The organism is Paenibacillus gorillae (genome assembly GCF_000513275.1).
Taxonomy (GTDB): domain Bacteria; phylum Bacillota; class Bacilli; order Paenibacillales; family Paenibacillaceae; genus Pristimantibacillus; species Pristimantibacillus gorillae.
This window is the reverse complement of record NZ_CBVJ010000058.1, coordinates 1-19,037: the sequence shown is the minus strand read 5'-3', so window position 1 is coordinate 19,037 and position 19,037 is coordinate 1. Positions and strand designations below refer to the sequence as shown.

At 48.2% G+C, this 19,037-nt stretch carries 22 protein-coding genes and 1 pseudogene; 15 read left to right on the top strand and 8 right to left on the bottom strand.

The window, feature by feature from the left end:
* The 7 genes from TY10_RS10470 to TY10_RS32505 form a co-directional block, all read left to right on the top strand.
* Nucleotides 1–550: extracellular solute-binding protein (locus TY10_RS10470; RefSeq protein ID WP_042163009.1), on the top strand; the 550-nt coding region annotated here is incomplete at its 5' end.
* 100 nt (nt 551–650) lie between these two features.
* Nucleotides 651–1,580, top strand: coding sequence for a carbohydrate ABC transporter permease (locus tag TY10_RS10465; RefSeq protein ID WP_162160595.1), 930 nt, complete (start codon nt 651–653; stop codon nt 1,578–1,580).
* Nucleotides 1,581–1,604: 24 nt separating this feature from the next.
* A complete protein-coding gene (locus TY10_RS10460) occupies nt 1,605–2,450 on the top strand; it encodes a carbohydrate ABC transporter permease (protein ID WP_042162998.1) in 846 nt (281 codons plus the stop codon).
* 25 nt (nt 2,451–2,475) lie between these two features.
* Nucleotides 2,476–4,638 carry an ADP-ribosylglycohydrolase family protein gene (locus TY10_RS10455; RefSeq protein WP_081735202.1) on the top strand — a complete coding sequence of 721 codons (2,163 nt, stop codon included), beginning with the start codon at nt 2,476–2,478 and terminating at the stop codon, nt 4,636–4,638.
* A gap of 2 nt (nt 4,639–4,640) precedes the next feature.
* On the top strand, nt 4,641–5,585 hold the full coding sequence (rbsK, locus tag TY10_RS10450; RefSeq protein ID WP_238327534.1) for a ribokinase: 945 nt from the start codon (nt 4,641–4,643) through the stop codon (nt 5,583–5,585).
* Nucleotides 5,582–6,685 carry a polysaccharide lyase domain-containing protein gene (locus TY10_RS10445; protein WP_042162996.1) on the top strand — a complete coding sequence of 368 codons (1,104 nt, stop codon included), beginning with the start codon at nt 5,582–5,584 and terminating at the stop codon, nt 6,683–6,685. The genes rbsK and TY10_RS10445 overlap by 4 nt, the downstream gene beginning before the upstream one ends.
* A gap of 91 nt (nt 6,686–6,776) precedes the next feature.
* Nucleotides 6,777–6,890: a choice-of-anchor Q domain-containing protein gene (locus TY10_RS32505; RefSeq protein ID WP_420329394.1), complete on the top strand. Its 114-nt coding sequence runs from the start codon at nt 6,777–6,779 to the stop codon at nt 6,888–6,890.
* A gap of 64 nt (nt 6,891–6,954) precedes the next feature.
* On the opposite strand, the gene TY10_RS10440 is transcribed toward TY10_RS32505, so the two are convergent.
* From TY10_RS10440 to TY10_RS10425, 4 genes are all read right to left on the bottom strand, one after another.
* A complete protein-coding gene (locus tag TY10_RS10440) occupies nt 6,955–7,596 on the bottom strand; it encodes a ThuA domain-containing protein (RefSeq protein WP_042162995.1) in 642 nt (213 codons plus the stop codon).
* A 49-nt stretch (nt 7,597–7,645) separates the two neighbouring features.
* Entirely contained in the window at nt 7,646–7,987 is a 342-nt protein-coding gene (locus TY10_RS10435) for an ArsR/SmtB family transcription factor (protein ID WP_042162993.1), read from the bottom strand.
* 49 nt (nt 7,988–8,036) lie between these two features.
* Entirely contained in the window at nt 8,037–8,381 is a 345-nt protein-coding gene (locus TY10_RS10430) for a DUF1801 domain-containing protein (RefSeq protein WP_042162992.1), read from the bottom strand.
* 195 nt (nt 8,382–8,576) lie between these two features.
* Complete coding sequence (locus tag TY10_RS10425) at nt 8,577–9,449, bottom strand: LysR family transcriptional regulator (protein WP_042162990.1); 873 nt, start codon at nt 9,447–9,449, stop codon at nt 8,577–8,579.
* 112 nt (nt 9,450–9,561) lie between these two features.
* Here TY10_RS10425 and TY10_RS31005 point away from each other — a divergent pair.
* The 6 genes and pseudogenes from TY10_RS31005 to TY10_RS10395 form a co-directional block, all read left to right on the top strand.
* Nucleotides 9,562–9,909 (top strand): annotated as a pseudogene (locus TY10_RS31005) (tautomerase family protein); the annotation flags it as partial.
* A gap of 96 nt (nt 9,910–10,005) precedes the next feature.
* Entirely contained in the window at nt 10,006–10,347 is a 342-nt protein-coding gene (locus TY10_RS10415) for a carboxymuconolactone decarboxylase family protein (RefSeq protein ID WP_042163001.1), read from the top strand.
* Nucleotides 10,348–10,473: 126 nt separating this feature from the next.
* Nucleotides 10,474–11,889, top strand: a complete 1,416-nt coding sequence (locus TY10_RS10410; protein WP_063510432.1) for an MDR family MFS transporter — start codon at nt 10,474–10,476, stop codon at nt 11,887–11,889.
* A gap of 176 nt (nt 11,890–12,065) precedes the next feature.
* Nucleotides 12,066–12,305, top strand: a complete 240-nt coding sequence (locus TY10_RS10405; RefSeq protein WP_042162988.1) for a spore coat associated protein CotJA — start codon at nt 12,066–12,068, stop codon at nt 12,303–12,305.
* Nucleotides 12,305–12,568, top strand: a complete 264-nt coding sequence (locus tag TY10_RS10400; RefSeq protein WP_042162986.1) for a spore coat protein CotJB — start codon at nt 12,305–12,307, stop codon at nt 12,566–12,568. Before TY10_RS10405 ends, TY10_RS10400 begins: the two co-directional genes overlap by 1 nt.
* 48 nt (nt 12,569–12,616) lie before the next feature.
* A complete protein-coding gene (locus TY10_RS10395; protein ID WP_042162984.1) occupies nt 12,617–13,186 on the top strand; it encodes a manganese catalase family protein in 570 nt (189 codons plus the stop codon).
* Between the two features lie 61 nt (nt 13,187–13,247).
* On the opposite strand, the gene TY10_RS10390 is transcribed toward TY10_RS10395, so the two are convergent.
* Both TY10_RS10390 and TY10_RS10385 read right to left on the bottom strand, forming a co-directional pair.
* Nucleotides 13,248–14,186: a phosphotransferase family protein gene (locus TY10_RS10390; protein WP_042162983.1), complete on the bottom strand. Its 939-nt coding sequence runs from the start codon at nt 14,184–14,186 to the stop codon at nt 13,248–13,250.
* Between the two features lies 1 nt (nt 14,187).
* On the bottom strand, nt 14,188–14,766 hold the full coding sequence (locus tag TY10_RS10385) for an NUDIX hydrolase (RefSeq protein WP_042162981.1): 579 nt from the start codon (nt 14,764–14,766) through the stop codon (nt 14,188–14,190).
* Between the two features lie 169 nt (nt 14,767–14,935).
* Between TY10_RS10385 and TY10_RS10380 the strand changes: the two genes are divergently transcribed.
* Nucleotides 14,936–15,829 carry a DMT family transporter gene (locus tag TY10_RS10380; protein ID WP_042162980.1) on the top strand — a complete coding sequence of 298 codons (894 nt, stop codon included), beginning with the start codon at nt 14,936–14,938 and terminating at the stop codon, nt 15,827–15,829.
* Nucleotides 15,830–15,875: 46 nt separating this feature from the next.
* Here TY10_RS10380 and TY10_RS29755 read toward each other — a convergent pair whose 3' ends face one another.
* Together TY10_RS29755 and TY10_RS10365 are read right to left on the bottom strand one after the other, a co-directional pair.
* Nucleotides 15,876–16,787: a DUF4358 domain-containing protein gene (locus TY10_RS29755; RefSeq protein WP_081735201.1), complete on the bottom strand. Its 912-nt coding sequence runs from the start codon at nt 16,785–16,787 to the stop codon at nt 15,876–15,878.
* Nucleotides 16,788–16,862: 75 nt separating this feature from the next.
* Nucleotides 16,863–17,789 (bottom strand): helix-turn-helix domain-containing protein, encoded by a 927-nt coding sequence (locus tag TY10_RS10365; RefSeq protein WP_052350471.1) that lies wholly within the window; start codon nt 17,787–17,789, stop codon nt 16,863–16,865.
* Nucleotides 17,790–17,939: 150 nt separating this feature from the next.
* On the opposite strand from TY10_RS10365, the gene TY10_RS10360 reads away from it, so the two are divergent.
* On the top strand, nt 17,940–18,671 hold the full coding sequence (locus TY10_RS10360) for a ThuA domain-containing protein (RefSeq protein ID WP_042162975.1): 732 nt from the start codon (nt 17,940–17,942) through the stop codon (nt 18,669–18,671).
* Nucleotides 18,672–19,037: the final 366 nt, after the last annotated feature.

Genomic DNA, 19,037 nt, shown 5'->3' with positions numbered 1-19,037 from the left:
TGAGGGGAGAGTTGCTATGGCGCTTAATGGTTCATGGGCTATCGGCAATCTCAAGAACGATTACAAGGACGTTATGGACAAAATCGGTATTGCAGTCATGCCAACACCGGATGGCAAGATGGCAGGCAAGACGGTTGCCGCTATGGGCGGCTACTCACTAACGATGGACGCCAAAGCGAAAAACCCGAAGGAAGCGGCCGAATTTATTCAATACTTAGTCGCTGGCGATCCGCAAATTATGCTGGACTTCTTCAAGACGACTCAGTATTCGAAGTTTTCCGGACGGAAGTCGGTTGATGCACTTATCAACAAAGAGCCGGAGATTGATAAGGATCCGTATCGGAACGTGGTCGTGGAGCAGGTTATTCCTTATTCGAAGCCCGAGCCATGGTATTCCTTTGATTTGTCCAGCATTTATGCTAATGCATTGGAAACTGTCGTCACGAAGGGCGTGAAGGTCGATGACGCGCTTAAGACGTTGGAGAAAGATTTGAACGACTACATCAAGGTTCATAATTACGCGAACACAAATCCAAAGCTGAATCCATAGTGAGACAGCATTTTATTACGCTTGCGGGCGGGGAGGCCTGTGAAGGTCTTCCTCTCGGCAGCGTTTAACCTGGATACGGATCATAAGGTTCAACATTGGGGTGACAAAATTGGATAATACGAAGCCTAACGAATTAATGACAAACAAAGCGCCATCCCGAGCGAGACAGGATACCAAGGCGGCATATGCTATGCTGCTTCCAACCTTTTTACTATTGAGTCTGTTCGCGGTATTGCCGCTTGGCATGTCCGTTTACAAAAGCTTTACCGACTTTAGCTTTTATAAAACGCCGGAGTTCACCGGGTTTCACAATTATCGCATCGTGCTGGCAGATCCTTTTTTTCGCAAATCGGTGCTGGTTGTGTTCAAGCTTGTGTTTCTAATCGTCCCGCTGCAATTTGCCGCGGCCTTTCTATTCGCCAACTTGATAAAAGGAATGAGCAAGAAGGTCAGCGCATTTGTCAAAACAACGATATATATACCGCTGGTCATTAGTGGAATCGTCGTCGGCGCCATCTTCTCGTTCATTTATGATTACCAAGGCGGTATTCTCAATTCGCTGCTTCAGTTTTTCGGTCTAGAGGGTCAGGCATGGACGGCAGATCCTGCCTTTGCCTTGTACAGTGTTGCTGCACCTGCAATTTGGCAAAGCTTCGGTTATGTCACACTGATGATGCTGGCAGGTCTGCTGGACATTCCGAATGATTATTATGAAGCGGCCAAAATGGACGGCGCATCAGCCTTCCGAAGAATGCTGCACATTACGATTCCAAATATGAAAAACATATTTATTTTCATCCTAATATCGGGGGTAACGGGAAGCCTTTCGTTGTTTGAAATCGTTCTTATGATTACAAATGGAGGTCCAGGCGGGGACACGCTGACGCCTTTCTTGCATTTGTTCAATCATTTCAATAACGATCCAACTATGGGTTATACAGTGGCCGGCGCAATATTAATGGCTTTGATACTCGGCGCTTTCTCAGCTGTTGTCTTCCGGCTCGTACAGTCGGATAAAGCCATAGACTAGATAGATTGGAGCAGAGTGAATGCCATGAATAATGAGAAAATAGCCCGGAGCTTTATGAACCTAATCGGCATCCTCGTCGCGCTGTTCGCCATTTTTCCATTGGTTTGGATGGTTATTTCGGGTTTCAAGAAGCAAGAGGAGGTTCTTGCTTTTCCTTTGAAGTTTTTTCCAGAGCAATGGAATATTAGAAACTATCGTGAAATTTTAACGGATTCTACCTCCTTTTTTCCAGACGGGGCGTCCTTTACCCATTCCATGCTGGTGACATTTGGTGTTGCTGCCTTTTCTGTCGTATGCAGCCTGCTGCTGAATTCAATGGCTGCTTACGTATTCGCCAGACTGGATTTCCCTTTGAAAAGATTTCTATGGGTCTATTACATGATGACGATGTTCGTACCGGGTATTGCCGTCTATATTACAAGCTTTATGGTCGTGGATATGCTGCAAATGACGAATACGTTCTGGGTATTGACGCTGCCAGGCATTGCGTACGTGTGGAGCGTCTTTTTCATCCGGCAATTTTATTTGAATATTCCTGTGGCACTGGAGGAAGCAGCTTTACTCGACGGGGCGTCGAGGTTCCGTATATATGCTTCGATTTTCCTGCCCTTGTCGATTCCGCCATTCGTCATTATGGGCATAAATGTGTTTCTCGGGTTCTGGTCCTCGTTCCTCTGGCCGGTTATGACGATATCAGATCCGTCTCTCTATCAGATTAATCAATTGATTATGTTTTTTAAATCGCAACGGAATACAGAATGGCATTACATTATGGCCGCAGCTTCGATTGCCTCTATACCGCCGATCGTCCTGATGCTTATTTTCCAAAAATATATTATGCAGGGTATCAAACTTTCAGGAATTAAATAAATAGAGAATGACAGGAGAGAGAAGCATGGAGAAGACTTCCGTCTTGAACATGAGAAAGAGCGTAATTAAGAAAGATTATATAGAACGCACCTATGCCGGTTGGCTGGGTAAAGTAATCGGTGTCCGTCATGGAGCCAATGTAGAAAATTGGAGCTATGAAAAACTGAAAAGAGCTTTCGGAGAAATGACGGGTTATGTGCATAGCTTTCGGAATTTTGCCGCTGATGACGATACGAACGGACCGCTATTTTTCCTTCGGGCACTTGAAGACTACACGTACACAAGGGAGCTGTCTGCTAAAGAAATCGGCTTAACCTGGCTCAATTATGCGCCGGATGGTCACGGCTTTTATTGGTGGGGCGGTTATGGCATCTCAACAGAGCATACTGCCTATGAAAATATGAAACATGGTATTATGGCGCCAGATTCAGGATCGGTCAAGCAGAACGGAATCGCCGTTGCAGAGCAAATCGGCGGACAGATTTTCATCGATGTCTGGGGCATGATCGTTCCTGGAAATCCGGAGCTGGCCGCAGAGTATGCCGCTAAGGCAGCGAGTGTCTCTCATGACGGCGAGGGGATATACGGTGGTATGTTCATCGCGGCGGCCGTCTCTGCTGCATACACCGCAACTACGATAGATGAAATCATCGACGCTGGTTTGTCTGTTCTGCCGGAGGATTGCGAATACCGGAGAATGACAGCTGCTGTTCGAGCGTTTCATAAGAACAATAGCGCCAATTGGCATGACGGTTTTGCTTTTGTGAAATCCCACTTCGGTTACGATAAATATCCGGGTCATTGCCACATCATTCCGAATTCGGCGGTCATTATTCTTTCTTTATTGTATGGCAATGGCGATTTCTCTCGCACGCTCAATATTTGTAATATGTGCGGCTGGGATACCGACTGCAATGCGGGGAATGTTGGGGCCATTATGGGAATATGGGCCGGTCTGAGTGAGATTGGAGAGGAGTGGAGAAAACCGATCAACGACTTTCTTTGCTGCTCAAGTGTAATTGGAACGTTGAATATACTTGATTTGCCTTGGTGTGCGGCGTATATTTCCCGCTTTGGCTATTTAATTGCTGGAGAAGAGATGCCTTCGGAGTGGAAGGCGATTTTAATGGGGAATGGAGCGAAATTTCACTTCGAATATCCAGGCTCTACGCATGCAATGAGAACGGCCACTACCGACGAAACTCATGTCACTGCATCGATTGAAAATTCGGATGAGCAAGCAGCTTCCGGCATTAGATCGCTGAAAGTGATGTTCGACAAAGTGCAGGGCGGGCATGCCTACAGGCTGTACCATCAAACGTATTACCGGCCGCATGATTTTAACGACAGCCGATACGATCCGAGCTTCTCTCCAATTCTGTACCCGGGACAGCGTATTCGGGCTAAGGTGTTAAATCCGCAGGATGCAGCGATTTCCGTAAAAGCTTCGTTGTATGTGATGGATGGTAATGAAAATAAGCGGTATTACGGGGAGCCAGTGGTGCTGGAGCCAGGTGCTTGGCATGAGCTGAGCTATGACATTCCATTCTTATCCGGTGTATGTCTGGAAGAAGCGGGTATCGAATTTGTTCCGCTGGAAGGCTGGATGTCGATGCTAGTCGCTTATGTCGATGATTTCTCCTTTGAAGGGAAGCCCGACTATGCGATCGACTTTGCAAAAGAACGTCTAGAGGTTTGGAACAGCCTGCACACGGAGATTAGTCAGTTTACTTATTTGAGAGGGCTGTGGACACTGGAGGAGGGGCAGCTTAGCGGCAGCTATTCTGCAGGCTCGGCAGAATGCTATACCGGTGATTTAGATTGGACGGACTACCGGTTTGAAACCGAAATCATTCCCAAACTGGGCGAGGGACATTATATGCTGTTCAGGGTTCAAGGCGGTATTCGTTCCTATGCTGCAGGCCTTGGATCAAACGGCAAGCTTCAATTGCTTAAAAACGACAACGGCTACACGATGTTATGCGAAACCGATTTGCCTTGGAAAGCGGAAGAAGGCTGTCCAATTAGCGTGACCGTCATTGGAAACCGGATTGTAATCGAGCATGAGGGGGTTGAGCTAGTCACATATGAGGATGATGACCGTCCATACTTAAGCGGTCAAGTCGGATTCGCCACAATGAACGGAAGCCATACCCATTATAACGGCTTTTCGATAAAAGGAGTATAACGATGATGCGGGGTACGATCATGGTTGCAGGCAGCATCAATATGGATATCGTAAACGGTGTTCAGGCTTTCCCGGCTCCAGGCGAGACGATTATCGGCTTGGGTACAGCCTACCATCCAGGTGGAAAGGGAGCCAATCAAGCGGTAGCCGCTGCTCGTTCGGGAAGTCCAGTCGTCATGCTTGGTGCCGTTGGTACTGACACTTTTGGTGAAACTCTGCTAACAGGCCTTCGTGAAGTGGGAATTCAGACGGAATGGGTGATTGATAAGGCAGGCAGCTCAGGCATGGCTTTCATTACTGTCAATGCTTCGGGTGAAAATACGATCGTGCTTTCGCCCGGAAGCAATGGTCTTTTTGTAGAGCAGGACATTCCGGAAGAAAGACTGAATCAGGCGGGAATGCTCCTGCTGCAGAACGAGATTCCCTGGTCAACTAATCTTTATCTCATGGTGCAGGCGGATAAACGGGGAATTCCAGTCCTGTATAATGCAGCTCCTGCGCATAAGCTGACAGCAACTGCTTTGCCTTTGATCGATACGCTTATTATGAATGAAACGGAGGCAGAGACAGTAACAGGAGAGCCGGTTGCCAATGTCTATGAAGCGTCGAATGCTGCTTCGCTGCTGGTTAGTCGAGGCGTGCGCCATGTGGTTATAACATTAGGCAACAAGGGCTGTTTCTATATGAATGATAAAGGTACTGCTGTTCATCAGCCGGCGTTCGAAGTCGAAGCCTTGGATACGACAGCTGCAGGCGACACATTTATTGGAGCCTATACATCAGCCTTGAGCAAGGCGAAGGACCGTCTGAGTGCGCTGCTTTATGCTTCAGCGGCATCTGCGCTAGCAGTCACACGCAGGGGAGCACAAAGCTCGGTTCCTGATGAACTGGAAATTGAATCGTTTTTATTGCAGCGCAGTAACGGGCAAGGGAGGACATCTGAATGAAATTAGGATTCACTTTAGTGGCAGTTTGCGTGCTAACGGCCGCTGTCCTCTTCCTGGTTGGCGGGAAAATGCAAACCGGGTCGAGCTATTACGTTGACAGCAAAAATTCAGCAGCGAGCGATGAAGGCCCAGGCTCAAAGGAGCAGCCTTGGAAGTCGCTTGAAGCGATAAACAGCCGAAGCTTTGCCCCGGGCGATACGATTCATTTCGCTGCGAATTCTGTCTACACAGGAACTGTTACGATATCCTCATCAGGGAATCCTAGCAAGCCAATTGTATTAACCCGGTATAAAGACGGGAACAAACCCTCCTTCTCTAATACAGGCGGTTTGCATGCGCTGGTCATAACGGGCAGCTACGTTCGCATTGATGGTTTGGATTTTCGCGATACGGCAGTGATCGAACATTGGAACGCTAACAGCTATATGGAGAGCGGAGCGGTATTGATTCAACAGGACGCTAATCATGTCACGGTGACAAATAGCGAGTTCAGCGGTGTAGGGGTTGGTGTCAAGACATATGGTCTGCATACGACGATTACACGGAATGACTTCCATGATCTTGTGATCGCATACTCGGATCAAGAGCAGTCCTATGGAGCCATTGGTGTCAGTCTAAACCATTCCAACGCCGAGGTCTCATACAATCATTTCATCAACTGCCGTTCTACAGACAGCCCGTATGGAGCAGATGGCGGAGCCATTGAAATCGAAGGCTATATAAACGATAAGACCAATATATCTATTCATCACAATATTTCGTCCGGCTCGCAAGGCTTTATCGAGGTGACGGAGACGCGTGCCAGCCAAGTCGCAGTCTACCAGAACGTTAGCGATGATTACCAACAATTTATTGCTTTTGATACGACGGTAACACCATCTGACTTTTCAGTGGAACACAATACGGTGGTGCGTACAAAAACGTCTAATGTGACAGCGCTCTTTACGGTGCTGTTTTACCGGGAGGAGGGGCCGGATCCTGAAGACAGCTGGCTGAACATACGCAACAATATTTTCTATTCCCCTGCAGCTAAAGTATTGAACGGGTCCTATTCTTACAAGTTTTATAATTATCCTCACAGCTATAATTTGTTTTTTTGACGGTACAGGGGATCCAGTAGGCTACCCGCTTGGTCAAGGGGATCTCGTTGGAGACCCTCAATTCAGAAGCCTGGAAGGCGGAGATTTCCGTTTGGGAGCTCAAAGTCCAGCAATAAATGCAGGGACCTCACTCGGCTATAAGCGGGATATCGAAGGGAAACGTATTAAGGGCAAGCCCGACATGGGAGCCTACGAATACAGGTAAGTGGGTTCACTTATAAAAAAAGTGCTTAAAGGCGACAACTGCCTTTAAGCACTTTTTCCTGCTTCTAGCGGCTTCCCGCCGCCCAGCTCGCGCTGTTTCTAATTAACTGCCGATAAGCTTCCGGCTTGAAGCTTGGCTCGCAATGTCCCGGCTGCAAGTATACGACTCTGCCTAGCCCGTAGCGGTGCTCCCAGGCTGCCGGATAACGCTTGCCCTCAAATTCGTATTCGAGAAAGACGTTGCGCGGAGCAAAGGAATCGAATTCGAACATGTAAGGCTCCTCGTCGACCGTAAAGTCAGACACGTCTTGCAGCAGCGGATGCTCCGGTGCTGATCTGTAGTAGTGGAGCGTCTGGTAGTCAGGGTGAGTTGTGAATTTGCCGCCGATAAGCTGCGCAAGCTCATAACTGTTTTGGAGTGAAATCCCGTTGTGGATGACGAGCAGACCGCCGCCTCCGGCAACGTAGCTGAGAAGTCCAGCTGCTTGCTCGGGTTCAATACTGCGGCTCCAGCAGTCCGCGTAGGACACAACGGCATCTACTGCCACGGAAGACAAGCCGGATAAAGCATTGTAATCTTCGGTAACGTTAAGCTGAAAAGCTTCGCCTAGCAGCTCAGCAAGCTGCTGCCGTGCAGGCTCCAGCGGATGCCATTCGGCTTTCTCATTGTCACCAAGCAGCAATAAATTTCGTGTAGCCGTACTCATCCTTTGCAACCTCCCTCTCCATACCTGCTAAAAAATAGGAATGGCCAGTTTAAGGGCCATCCTCTGGCGGTTTTTGTTTTTGCTGCTGCAGCTTCTGCAAATAATCATCGAGCCGATCGAAGCGATCCTCCCAAACTTTGCGGAAGGAGGACAGCCAGTCATTCATTTCCTCGAATGAATGGGAGCGCAGCTTGTAAATCCGCCGATTGGCAACCGGTTGAACTTCTACGAGCCCGACATCGCTCAGCACACGCAGATGCTTAGAAACTTGAGGCTGGTTAAGGCCAAGGCGGTCGGCGATTTCTCCGACGGTTAACGGTCCGTCACGCAGAAGTTCGACGATATGCAGCCGGTTAGGCTCTGAAAGAGCATTGAACGTAGTCGAATTCATAACGTGATCCTACTCCATACTGAATAATTTAAAGAGATGCTGTCCCTGCCTATAGAGGGCCGGAAGCTTGCTTAAACAATTCCGCAAGCAAATCATAATCGACAGCATCTTTTTCACGGATTTTGACGGTTCGTCGCTCTGGCGGACCATCCTCAAACAAGCCGTCGGGAGGATGAAGCTCCGACGCGTTAAAAATAGCAAAGCTAACCCAGCCTTTAGCGGGGGCTACAACCGCAGCGTATTTGCCGTTTTTCAAAAAATGAGGCTTGCGGTATTGGATCCGCTCCTCAATGGATGGTACCTGTTCATGAATCAACTGGCGAAGCCGATTGCATACCTCAACTTGCCAAGGCTGTTCCACGGCGTTTATGAAATCGGTAACTTCTTGGTTCATATGATCGATGACCTCCATTCAATATGGGTCGCTGAACTTCATGAGGTAATTGTAATCTGTATTGAATATATGTTATTTGGAATATTCCTGTCAAGGAATATTTAGGGAAAAATAACGGCAATACCGGTATTTGTCAGCACTTCAGAGAAACGTAACAACTCCGGCACAGGTAACTGCGATAAGAAAAAGCTAATCTTATTTTCCGAGTTGTTCCTTGATGAGCTCGATGACACTGCGCTTAGTAGCGGATAAATAATTCGGTTCCCGCTGATGCAGAAGGCCGATGGAGATAGTCGGATCTGCCAAGGATACATCTAGTCTCTGAATACCATCTGGCAAAGGTAATGAAGCAAGAGTGGCGCTAATCCAGCTGCAGCCTTGGACAAATGAAGGAAGAAGCGACAATTGCGTGACGGTATGAGTCAAGGGACGTGACGGCAGAGCGGACAATTCCTTATCTAGCCGGATATGGTACAGGCAGTTGTCTCCGCCAGCAAGAAGCGGGTATGGCAGCAGATCAGAAAGGGAAAGCGATGTCCGGCCGTTCAGAGGATGCATATCGTCTGCAATAAATGATAGCTCTTCCGTATAGAGCGGCTCGAAGTGAAGTCCGTTTCGTAACGGATGATCCCCGCAAATGGCAAAATCAAGCCTGCGATCCCTTACGCCTTGCAGCAAAGCATCTGTATTGGCAACCGTCACATTGCAACTGATAGCAGGCTTGATTGCTGCCAGCCGCTTCAAAACGCCGGGAAGTAATGTGGCTGCTGCGGGTTCAACGGCCCCGATGGCAATAGTGCCGATTTCCTCCTTTTCCAGCGATTTGGCCATATCCTCTGCATACTGCCAGTGCCGGATAAGCGATTGCACTTCCTCGGCATAGATGCGCCCGGCCGCAGTCAGTTCAGCCTCCCAGCCTCGCTGGAACAGTGCAAAACCGAGCTGCTTCTCCAAGCGTTGAATTTGATTGGTAATCGTCGATTGTGCGTAGTTCAGCTTGGCAGCCGCTTTGGAAAATGTGCCTTCTTCAACGATGGTCCGGAATGCGATTAATTCTTTCAAATCCATGGGCATGACCTCGCTTCATTCATAATATTGATCGAGATGTTTGAATTAATCCATTATATAGATGAAGAATGCTGCTGTAAAATAAAGCTACTATAAAGAGGAGGGATTTCACATGCCGTTTGTACGCATCGATTATGTAGAAGGACAATATAAAGAGGTGGAATTGGCGGCCGTCAGCCAAAATATTCAGACTGCTTTGATTGATCAATTTCATGTCCCAGCTGATGATTGCTTCCAGGTATTTCACAGCCACAAAACTTCAGAATTTATTTATGATCCGCGATATTTGGATGTGACTAGATCGGAGCGGCTGTTGTACATTCAGATCACATGCGGGCCGGGAAGAACGATTGAGCAGAAGCGCAGCTTATACAGGCAGTTGTCTGATTCGATCGCGGCCGCCTGTGGTATTTCTACGAATGATGTATTTGCCCTATTATCGGAGTCGGAGCTGGAGAATTGGACTTTCGGCAAGGGAGAGGCTCAAATGATCGACACCAAACCCGATTGGATATCGGGACAACGACTTGGGTTAGAGGACGAAGAACTGGTTCGGATTAAAAATAAGCCCAATAAACACAAGGCAATCGCGACCTCTGTCAGCGCAGCTTATGGTAAGATCGCGCCAGCTTTTGTGCAATATACAGAAGAGGTGCTGTTCGGGGAGGTATGGCGCAGAAGCGAGCTGTCGCTGAGGGAACGAAGCTTGATTACAGTCTCTGCACTTATGACTGGCGGAAACGTGAAGCAGTTGGATTATCATTTTAAGCTGGCTAAGGAAAACGGTATTTCCGAAGAGGAGCTGGCGGAGGCGGTCACGCATTTGGCCTTTTATACGGGATGGCCTCGTGCCGATTCAGCATTACAGGCTTTGAAAACGGGATTCGAAAACGAATAATTTGCCCCAATACAGCTTGAAAATGTTTGAAACACCATGGTGGATATACTATAATTACCCATTATAGAGATAGGAGGAAATCATGTGAATTCTGCAAGTGCAGCAGCAGCTCCGTCATCTGTTGATTTGGGTAATGTGAAGCGATTGCCGATATTAATCTCACTAATTATCGGTGCCTTTTTTTCCATACTTAATGAAACACTGTTGACGATCGCTTTTCCGGAGCTGGTTAAAGAGCTTAATGTAACGGCTTCTACGCTTCAATGGCTTTCAACGGGGTATATGCTCGTAGTTGGTGTTCTCGTTCCGGCTTCAGCATTACTCGTGCAATGGTTTACGACCAGGCAAATGTTTTTGGGGGCTATGATTTTATTTGCGGTTGGAACGCTCGTGTGCAGTATTTCGCCGGGCTTCTCCATGCTTTTGGTAGGCCGCTTGCTTCAAGCGGGAGGTACCGGACTTATGCTACCGGTAATGATGAATACGATTCTCGTGCTATATCCGCCGGAAAAACGCGGAGCGGCGATGGGCAGTATCGGACTTGTCATTATGTTCGCACCGGCTATCGGACCAACACTGTCGGGTCTTATTCTCGACTCGCTTAGCTGGCGGTGGCTGTTCTACCTCGTATTGCCTTTTGCTGTATTTTCAATCATTTTTGCTTTCGTTTACTTGAAAAATGTATCAACGCCAACGAAACCGAAAGTGGATATTCTTTCAATTATTTTGTCCACAATCGGCTTTGGCGGTATCGTCTATGGCTTCAGCAGCTCCGGTGAAGGCGGCGGAGGCTGGTCCAGTCCTGAAGTTTACGGAACGCTGGCTGCTGGTATCGTTGCACTGCTCCTATTCGTATGGAGACAGCTTCGCGTAAAAGAACCGCTAATGGATCTGCGCGCTTTCCGTTTCCCGATGTTTACGCTAACAGCGATTCTTCTCATCATTATGATGATGACGTTGTTCTCGACGATGTCGCTGCTGCCGTTCCTGTTCCAAGGCGCGTTATTGCTCAGCGTATTCGCATCCGGATTGATCATGCTGCCAGGCAGCTTGCTCAACGGTTTGATCTCTCCGCTTACAGGCAAATTGTTCGATAAATTTGGACCTCGTGCGCTCGTCATCCCAGGAACAATATTCCTGACTATCGTCATGTTCTTCTTTACAAGAGTGACGGTGGAGACGACAAAGCCAACATTTATTTTGCTGCATATTTGCATTATGGTCGCGATTTCGATGATTATGATGCCAACTCAGACGAACGGCTTGAATCAGCTGCCAAGCCGGTATTATCCGCATGGTACGGCTATTCTTAATACGCTTCAGCAAGTAGCAGGAGCGATTGGCGTTGCTTTGTTTATTGGGATCATGTCCTCCGGTCAAGAAAAGTTTCTTGCCGAATCGGGCGATCCATTGAACCAGGCGCTATGGCCGCAAGCTATGGTAGCCGGTGTTCATAACGCTTTCTTGGTCGGGTTTGGTTTTGCGGTTGTCGCGCTTGTGTTGTCCTTCTTCATTAAACGGACGACTAGCCCGGAACAATAAGACAAATTGAATGTTCGAAAACAGCTTGACTCTTGAGGAGTCAGGCTGTTTTTTTGTTACAGATAAGAGCAGAAGTAAGAGGAGCACTGCAGTTTGACCCCTGTATTGGCGGTTCTTTTGGTCAAGCAGCGTCTCATATACTGCACGGAAGCGTATTACGAGAGGAGGCTTTGTTCGTGTCCCAGAACGAGCAGGTCCGGTACTATAAGCCTTTTGTGGGTCCGTTTGATCCTTGTCCGCCCATTTTGGTAAAAAGCTACAGTACACCACCACAGCTGTTTATCCCATTTCAGCCGCCGAACTGGCCGCAATTCAGTCCGCATGAAGCGCTGCGATATGGCACGTTATGGCCAGCATTATTCAGTTCGTACGAATCCAAGCGCACGAAGAAAGCAGAAGGTGAGGGTGAAGCCTAGTGTCAAAAACGATGGACAGCGAATTTTATAAGCTGCTGCATGAACTGCAGGCCATCGATTTCGTTTTGGTGGAATTGAATTTGTATCTGGACACACACCCGAATGATACCAATGCCATTCAGCAGTACAATCATTGTGCCCAAGTGAGGCAGCAGATCGCCTATAACTATGAATCGCGTTATGGTCCGTTGAAAAACTTTGGACAAAGTTACTCAGGTACGCCTTTTCAATGGGTGGACACTCCATGGCCGTGGCAGGTGTAGCCTGCCTATCTCCGCTTGTCAGCTTGCAACAGTGAGGAGGATTTCGGAATGTGGGTTTACGAGAAGAAGCTGCAGTACCCGGTCCGCGTCAGCAAATGCGACCCTTTGATGGCGAAATTTCTGCTGGAGCAATACGGCGGGGCGGATGGTGAACTCGCAGCGGCTTTGCGTTATTTGAACCAGCGGTATACGATCCCGGATAAAGTGATTGGATTACTTACGGATATTGGAACTGAGGAATTCGCCCATTTAGAGATGATTGCCACCATGGTCTATAAGCTGACCAAGGATGCAACGCCGGAGCAGATGAGGGCGGTAGGGCTGGGGGATACATACGTATCCCATGATAATGCGCTGTTCTATCAGAATGCCGCAGGCGTTCCATGGACGGCTGCCTATATTCAAGCCAAGGGAGATCCTATCGCTGATTTGTATGAGGATATCGCAGCGGAGGAGAAGGCGAGAGCGACCTATCAATGGCTGATCGACATGACGGATGACGTCGATCTGCAGGACGGCTTGAAATATTTGCGGGAGCGGGAAATCGTTCACTCCTTGCGGTTCCGTGAAGCGGTTGAAATATTGAAGGAGAAGCGGGATGAGAAAATATACTATTAGGCGTGAACCTCTCTGCAGTGAATTTAGCTGCTGAGAGGTTTTTTAATTGCCAAGTCTGAACCTATCCTCGCACACGATTCATCAGACTAATCACATAGCTGTCCAACCGCTCTGCCATCAATTGAGGTGTTAATCCTTTCATGCCAAGTGCTGTCCAGCCCTCATAAACTTCGGGTGTCTCTCCATCGGAAAAATCGGCCACCGTCACCAGATCCCAGTAGGGATGATAGGTAAAAGAATCACCTCTGTATGCTTGGTATGCAGTCAAAAAATCATCCGCTGTCTGTACATCATACAGTTGCACCAGATTGGCCCGGCAATGGCCGACATCGATGCCTGCAGGTCCGAGGCAGCCGTTGACCCAGTCTACAACGCCGCTCACTTTTCCTTCATGCCATAGAACGTTTGCCGGATGATAATCCCGGTGAATAAATTGCATATCAGTGACTGGCGGGGGGCCGAGAACGATACGAGCGGCTTCTTGCCACTCTTCAGGATGTTTCGACCACAATGAAGTATCCAGCTTTGATGCATCACTGTAAGCGGCGAACGTCCATGGGAATCCAGTTGAATCACTGCTGCTACCGCTATGCAGCTTTGCGAGCGTCTCAGCCAGCCCGTCCACCCAGTGCTTCAGGTTAGCAGGCTCTAGAACAACCTCGCCATCTAATTTGGTCATCAGCAAAGCCGGCATACCGCAGCTGCTGCCTGTCTCGTCTAAGGCAATGACCTCTGGGATGGCGACGCCGCTTATTCCGGATGCCCGGCGAAGGCTTTCAGCCTCCCTGAACGTTAAGTCCGGCTGCTCCTGCAGCCATTCCTTATTATCAATTTGACGAAGCACGTAATCCCGCTGTTGCCCGTCTATTGACAGAGTCAGGCTATGGACAGGCGAGGATACACCGCCATACAGCCTTTTGACCGCCAGAACGGTTGCATCGGGATGAACGGCATCTATCACCCACCGAAGCGCTTGTTCCGATAAGAGATGGGAAGACATATTAAATCGCTCCTTTTATAGCAACGGATTGGCTGCGTTCCAGCTTAAAACGCTCTAAATAGCTCTGTCTCCGTTCCTCGTCATATTCAATAACCGACTCGATTTCCGTTGAAATTTGCTCCACCATGTCGTCGTTGTCGAATATGCTGTGATGGTTGTAGCAGCGTTCGTCTTCAAGCAATTTCATTAGACAGGTTGGCAGGTTCGAGGCGACGCCTTGATTGTCCGGATGCATGATCCAAGAAATTTCCTTCCAGTCCAATATGCCTTCGTCTGTCTTGCGTGGCGTTTCATACCGATAATCGTCAGGCAGCTCCGCGACGTATACATACATACCGCCAAAATCGGTGCCGCTTACCGAAGTCCAGGTGATCATTCCTTTGAAATGAAGACTGTGAAAGGCTTCCGGAGCGATTCCGGTTTCCTCGGCGATTTCTCGCTCCATAGAGGAACGGGCTGACTCCCCTTTATCCAGCTTTCCTCCAACACCATTCCAGCAGCCCATCCAGGATGAACGCTCCCGGTTAAGCAATAAAATTCGAGAGCCTTGGCGAACCAGGCCTAAGTTGTATTTGAGCATGTTTTTCTCCCTATATATCTTTCTAGCTTTCCTATTCTTCCTATCTACAAAAATAGCATAGTTTGCTACCTATATCCAAATCCTAAATTGCGCACTTTTAAAAAGAGGCGTATGATGGGAACCGGAGTAAATAGATTTGCGCATTTCGCATCAGGAGGAACTATTCAACATGGGTACGTTAACAAGGCTTCAAACCGCAATGCTTATAGCTTTTTTAGTCATCGTATGGGGAATTAACTGGCCGCTCACCAAAGAGGCACTGCAGGACATGCCACCAATATTGTTCTCTGGCGTACGGACGCTGATCGGCGGTCTGCTGCTTCTGGTCGTGGCTATTCCAAGATATAAACGGCTGCAATTAAGGAAAAACGGTTCAATTTACTTAATTTCCACGTTGTTTAATGTTGTCTTGTACTATGGGTTGCAGACGATTGGCATTCATTATTTGCCCGCTGGACTCTTTTCCGCTATCGTGTTTCTGCAGCCGGTGCTCGTCGGTCTGTTTTCATGGCTGTGGCTGGGGGAAATGATGAACGGGATGAAAATTGTTGGCCTCATTCTCGGCTTTGCAGGTGTAGGCGTAATGAGTGCAGGCGGCTTAAGCGGACATCTGTCGATGACGGGCATCATGCTTGCGCTTAGCTCAGGGCTAAGTTGGGCGCTTGGAACAGTCTATGTGAAAAAGGTAAGCAGCCGGGTTGACTCGATCTGGCTCGTATCTATTCAACTGACAGTGGGCGGGTTGTTGATGACCGGAGCAGGCTCCTTCATTGAGAGCTGGTCGGATGTGAACTGGAGACCGCAATTTATTTTTAACCTGTTGTTTATTTCCGTGTTTGTCATTGCCATTGGCTGGATCGTCTTTTATAAGCTGATGAATTCCGGCGAGGCGAGCCGGATGTCGTCTTTTACGTTTTTAATTCCGCTCGTCGCTATTCTGATCAGCACTTTGTTCTTTAATGAGCCGTTTACGTTCTCGCTGCTTGGCGGTTTGGTATGCATCCTCGCCAGTATCTATTTGGTTAACCGAAAACCAGCGGCTAGACAAGCAATGCCGAGTTAGCTTTGAAAAGGAAAGGCGCCGACTCCAATCGGCGCCTTTCTTCTATTTATTTTTTCGCAAAAAAGCTTTGAAATGCTTCTTTGATTTTATTCTGTTCGATTGATACGGAGAAAAGTACATAGTCGCCGCTGCGAATAACTTGATAGTTTTTCGCTAGCTCATACTGATCCTGCAGATAGTTCTCGAATGCTTTTTGGATCATTTCTGCTCGTTTATCGAAACCGGCAGCGACTGCTTTATAATCGCTGTCTGATTTCAGCTTCACGACTGAAAATTCACTTGCTTGTATCGTAATCATCGCCTGATAGAAGTTGCCTTCGTCAAGCTGCTCAGCTGGCTCGATACCATAGAATTCTTTGATTTGATCGCCTTCAATAGCGACGAGAGAACCAAACTGAACGGTTTCTTTTATTTTAGCGACAATATCGGCTACCGTAATTAAATCTGCCGGCTTCTCGGAAGGTTTGGTTGATGGTTCAGCAGACGGCATAGTGGTTGGCTTGTCCGAAGGTTCAACGGACGGCTTGTCCGATGGTGCCAGTGACGGTGTTGCTGTTGCCGATGGTTTTGTAATTGGCGTTGGAGTAGGCGTTGGTATAGGTGTTGGCGAAGCAGACGACTTATTGGAAGCTTGCGGCTTCTCCGAAGCAACAGGTTTTTTAGTAGCTTTGGGCGTTGCTTCAGGTTGTTCCGTTGGCTTAGCAGATGATTCTAATGTTGCCTCGGACTCGGGAATCGGGGCTGTAGTTGCCTTGGATTCCGGATTGTTTGAGGGCTCGTTGGGCATATTGTTATCTGTTGGAGCTGGCGGTTCTGTCGTGTCGGGAGATGCCGTAATGGCTGGTGGTGTCGATTCTGCACTAGGGCTATTGTTGCCGTTTGCTCCGCCGCAACCGGAAGCGGTTACAGCGATGGACAGAGACAGAAGCGTCACACAGAAAGATTTGAATGATGCCATTTTTCAATTTCTCCTTTATACGTTGTTGTTTATTAGACGGTTTTGTCGAATTAAAGGTTTCACTCTATCGATTGTTTAAAAAGTCTGGAATGGCGCGCTTAACCGTTCCTTGAATTGGCCGGGGGAGCAATCATTGTAGCGTTTGAACATCGTGTAGAAATGTCCCATGTTGGATAGGCCGACGGCTGCGGCAACCTCGGCGATGCTTAAGTTTTTTGTCAGAAGCAGCTGTTCAGCTCGTTTGATCCGCTTATAGGCCAGAAAGTCAGTAAAGGACATGCCAACGGTTAACTTAAATTGCTTGATAAAATAGGTATAGCTCATATTGATTCGGCTGCACAGCTCAGATATGGAGATTTTGGCGCTCAAATGCTGATCCACGTAATCAAGTATAGGCTGCATCCGCTGCAGCATCGGGTTATCATTATAGTGAAGACAGCGTTTATGATCATAGCGAATTAGAAGCATCAAGATTTGCTTGAACATGGCAGCAACGGCAAGATCATGGCCTTCTTCTCCACGCTCCATTTCATCGTGTATCTCTTTAATGAGATGGCCGATCCGTTGGCGGACTTCCGGATTGTCCCGGCATACATAATTGAGCGAGCTAAGCGGGCGAAGCACTTCGGAAAACCGCTTCATGCTGTTCATCGTACTCTGATCCCAATAGTTTTGCAGGTCAATTTGAAAGACATAATAGCTGAGCTGAAGATCGGTTGGCATTGTCGTGTGGGGCTCGTTAGAGCCGAAAATCGCAACATCGCCCGCATTAAGTACCAGTTTTTCATCCGGGCAAAATGCAGTTTGCTGACCTTGGACGATATAGACAAATTCGATTTCTTTATGATAATGCCATTTGACGTATTTTTTCTCCTGCCAATCCGTTTCTGTCTGTCGTTGAATAGCCTCCGGCGTACGCTCCAGAGCATCGATCCTCCATATTCGCAGCGCTAGCAGCGGGTTCTGATAAGTAACCTTTTCATATTGCAGCTCAGGATACATGGCAGCTCCTCTCGAACATCCCTTTTGTTTCATTATACAACAGAATACCGTAATAATAAGATGTAATCTGGAATTGGTCAGGCCGCCGCAATTGATTAGAATGTTAACTATACGGAACATTTGATCATTCATAGGAGGAATTGACGAGAAATGGCAAAGCAGTTGAACGTAACGATATGGAATGAATTCCGGCATGAGAAAACGAATCCTGAAGTAACGGAAATTTACCCGAACGGCATTCATCAGGCAATTGGCGAAGGCATTACCGGTGATGTCAACATTACGTATGCAGTGCTTGACGATCCGGAGCATGGTTTGACGGAAGAAGTGCTTAACGGTACAGACGTTCTTCTGTGGTGGGGACATATGGCACATGGCGATGTACAAGATGAGATCGTGGAACGCGTGCATAACCGTGTTTTGCAAGGAATGGGCTTAATTGTGCTGCATTCTGGTCATTTCTCGAAAATTTTCAAAAAGCTGATGGGCACGGGCTGTGATCTGAAATGGCGCGAAGCCGGCGAGAAGGAGCGTCTGTGGGTTGTGAATCCGGGACATCCGATTGCCGCAGGCATCGGCGAATATATTGAGCTGGAGCAAGAGGAAATGTACGGCGAGCACTTCGATATCCCGCAACCGGATGAACTTGTATTCGTGAGTTGGTTTGAGGGCGGCGAAGTGTTCCGCAGCGGCTGCTGCTATACGCGCGGCAACGGCAAGGTTTTCTATTTCCGTCCAGGTCATGAGACGCACCCGACTTACTACAACACGGATGTACGCAAAGTCATCTCCAATGCAGTGCAATGGGCGGCTCCCGTCGATCGCGAGTACCCGCGCTACGGCCACGTCCCAGTATCGATCGAGCCGATCAAAGCGAAGTAATAGAATGTGTGAAACCTTGCGAGGTGAGAGTTTGTTCTCACCTCGCAGGTTTTTTTATAAACCAGCGAACTGGAAACCGAGCAATCCAGCAACCGAGCAACGGAGCAACGGAGCAACGGAGCAACCGAGCAACCGAGCAACCGAGCAACCGAGCACCCCGGCACCCCGGCACCCCGGCAACCGAGCAACCGAGTAACCTAAGAAACCAACAAACCGACAAACCGACAAACCAACAAACCGGCAGTCCCCGAACCACTTCCTAACAAACTGCCCCCACTAAACACGAGTGGCAAGAACTAGGACCTACAAACCCCACTAAATTTTAATTAGCGAAACGGGTTCGCAAATTAACGAACCGATCTTCGC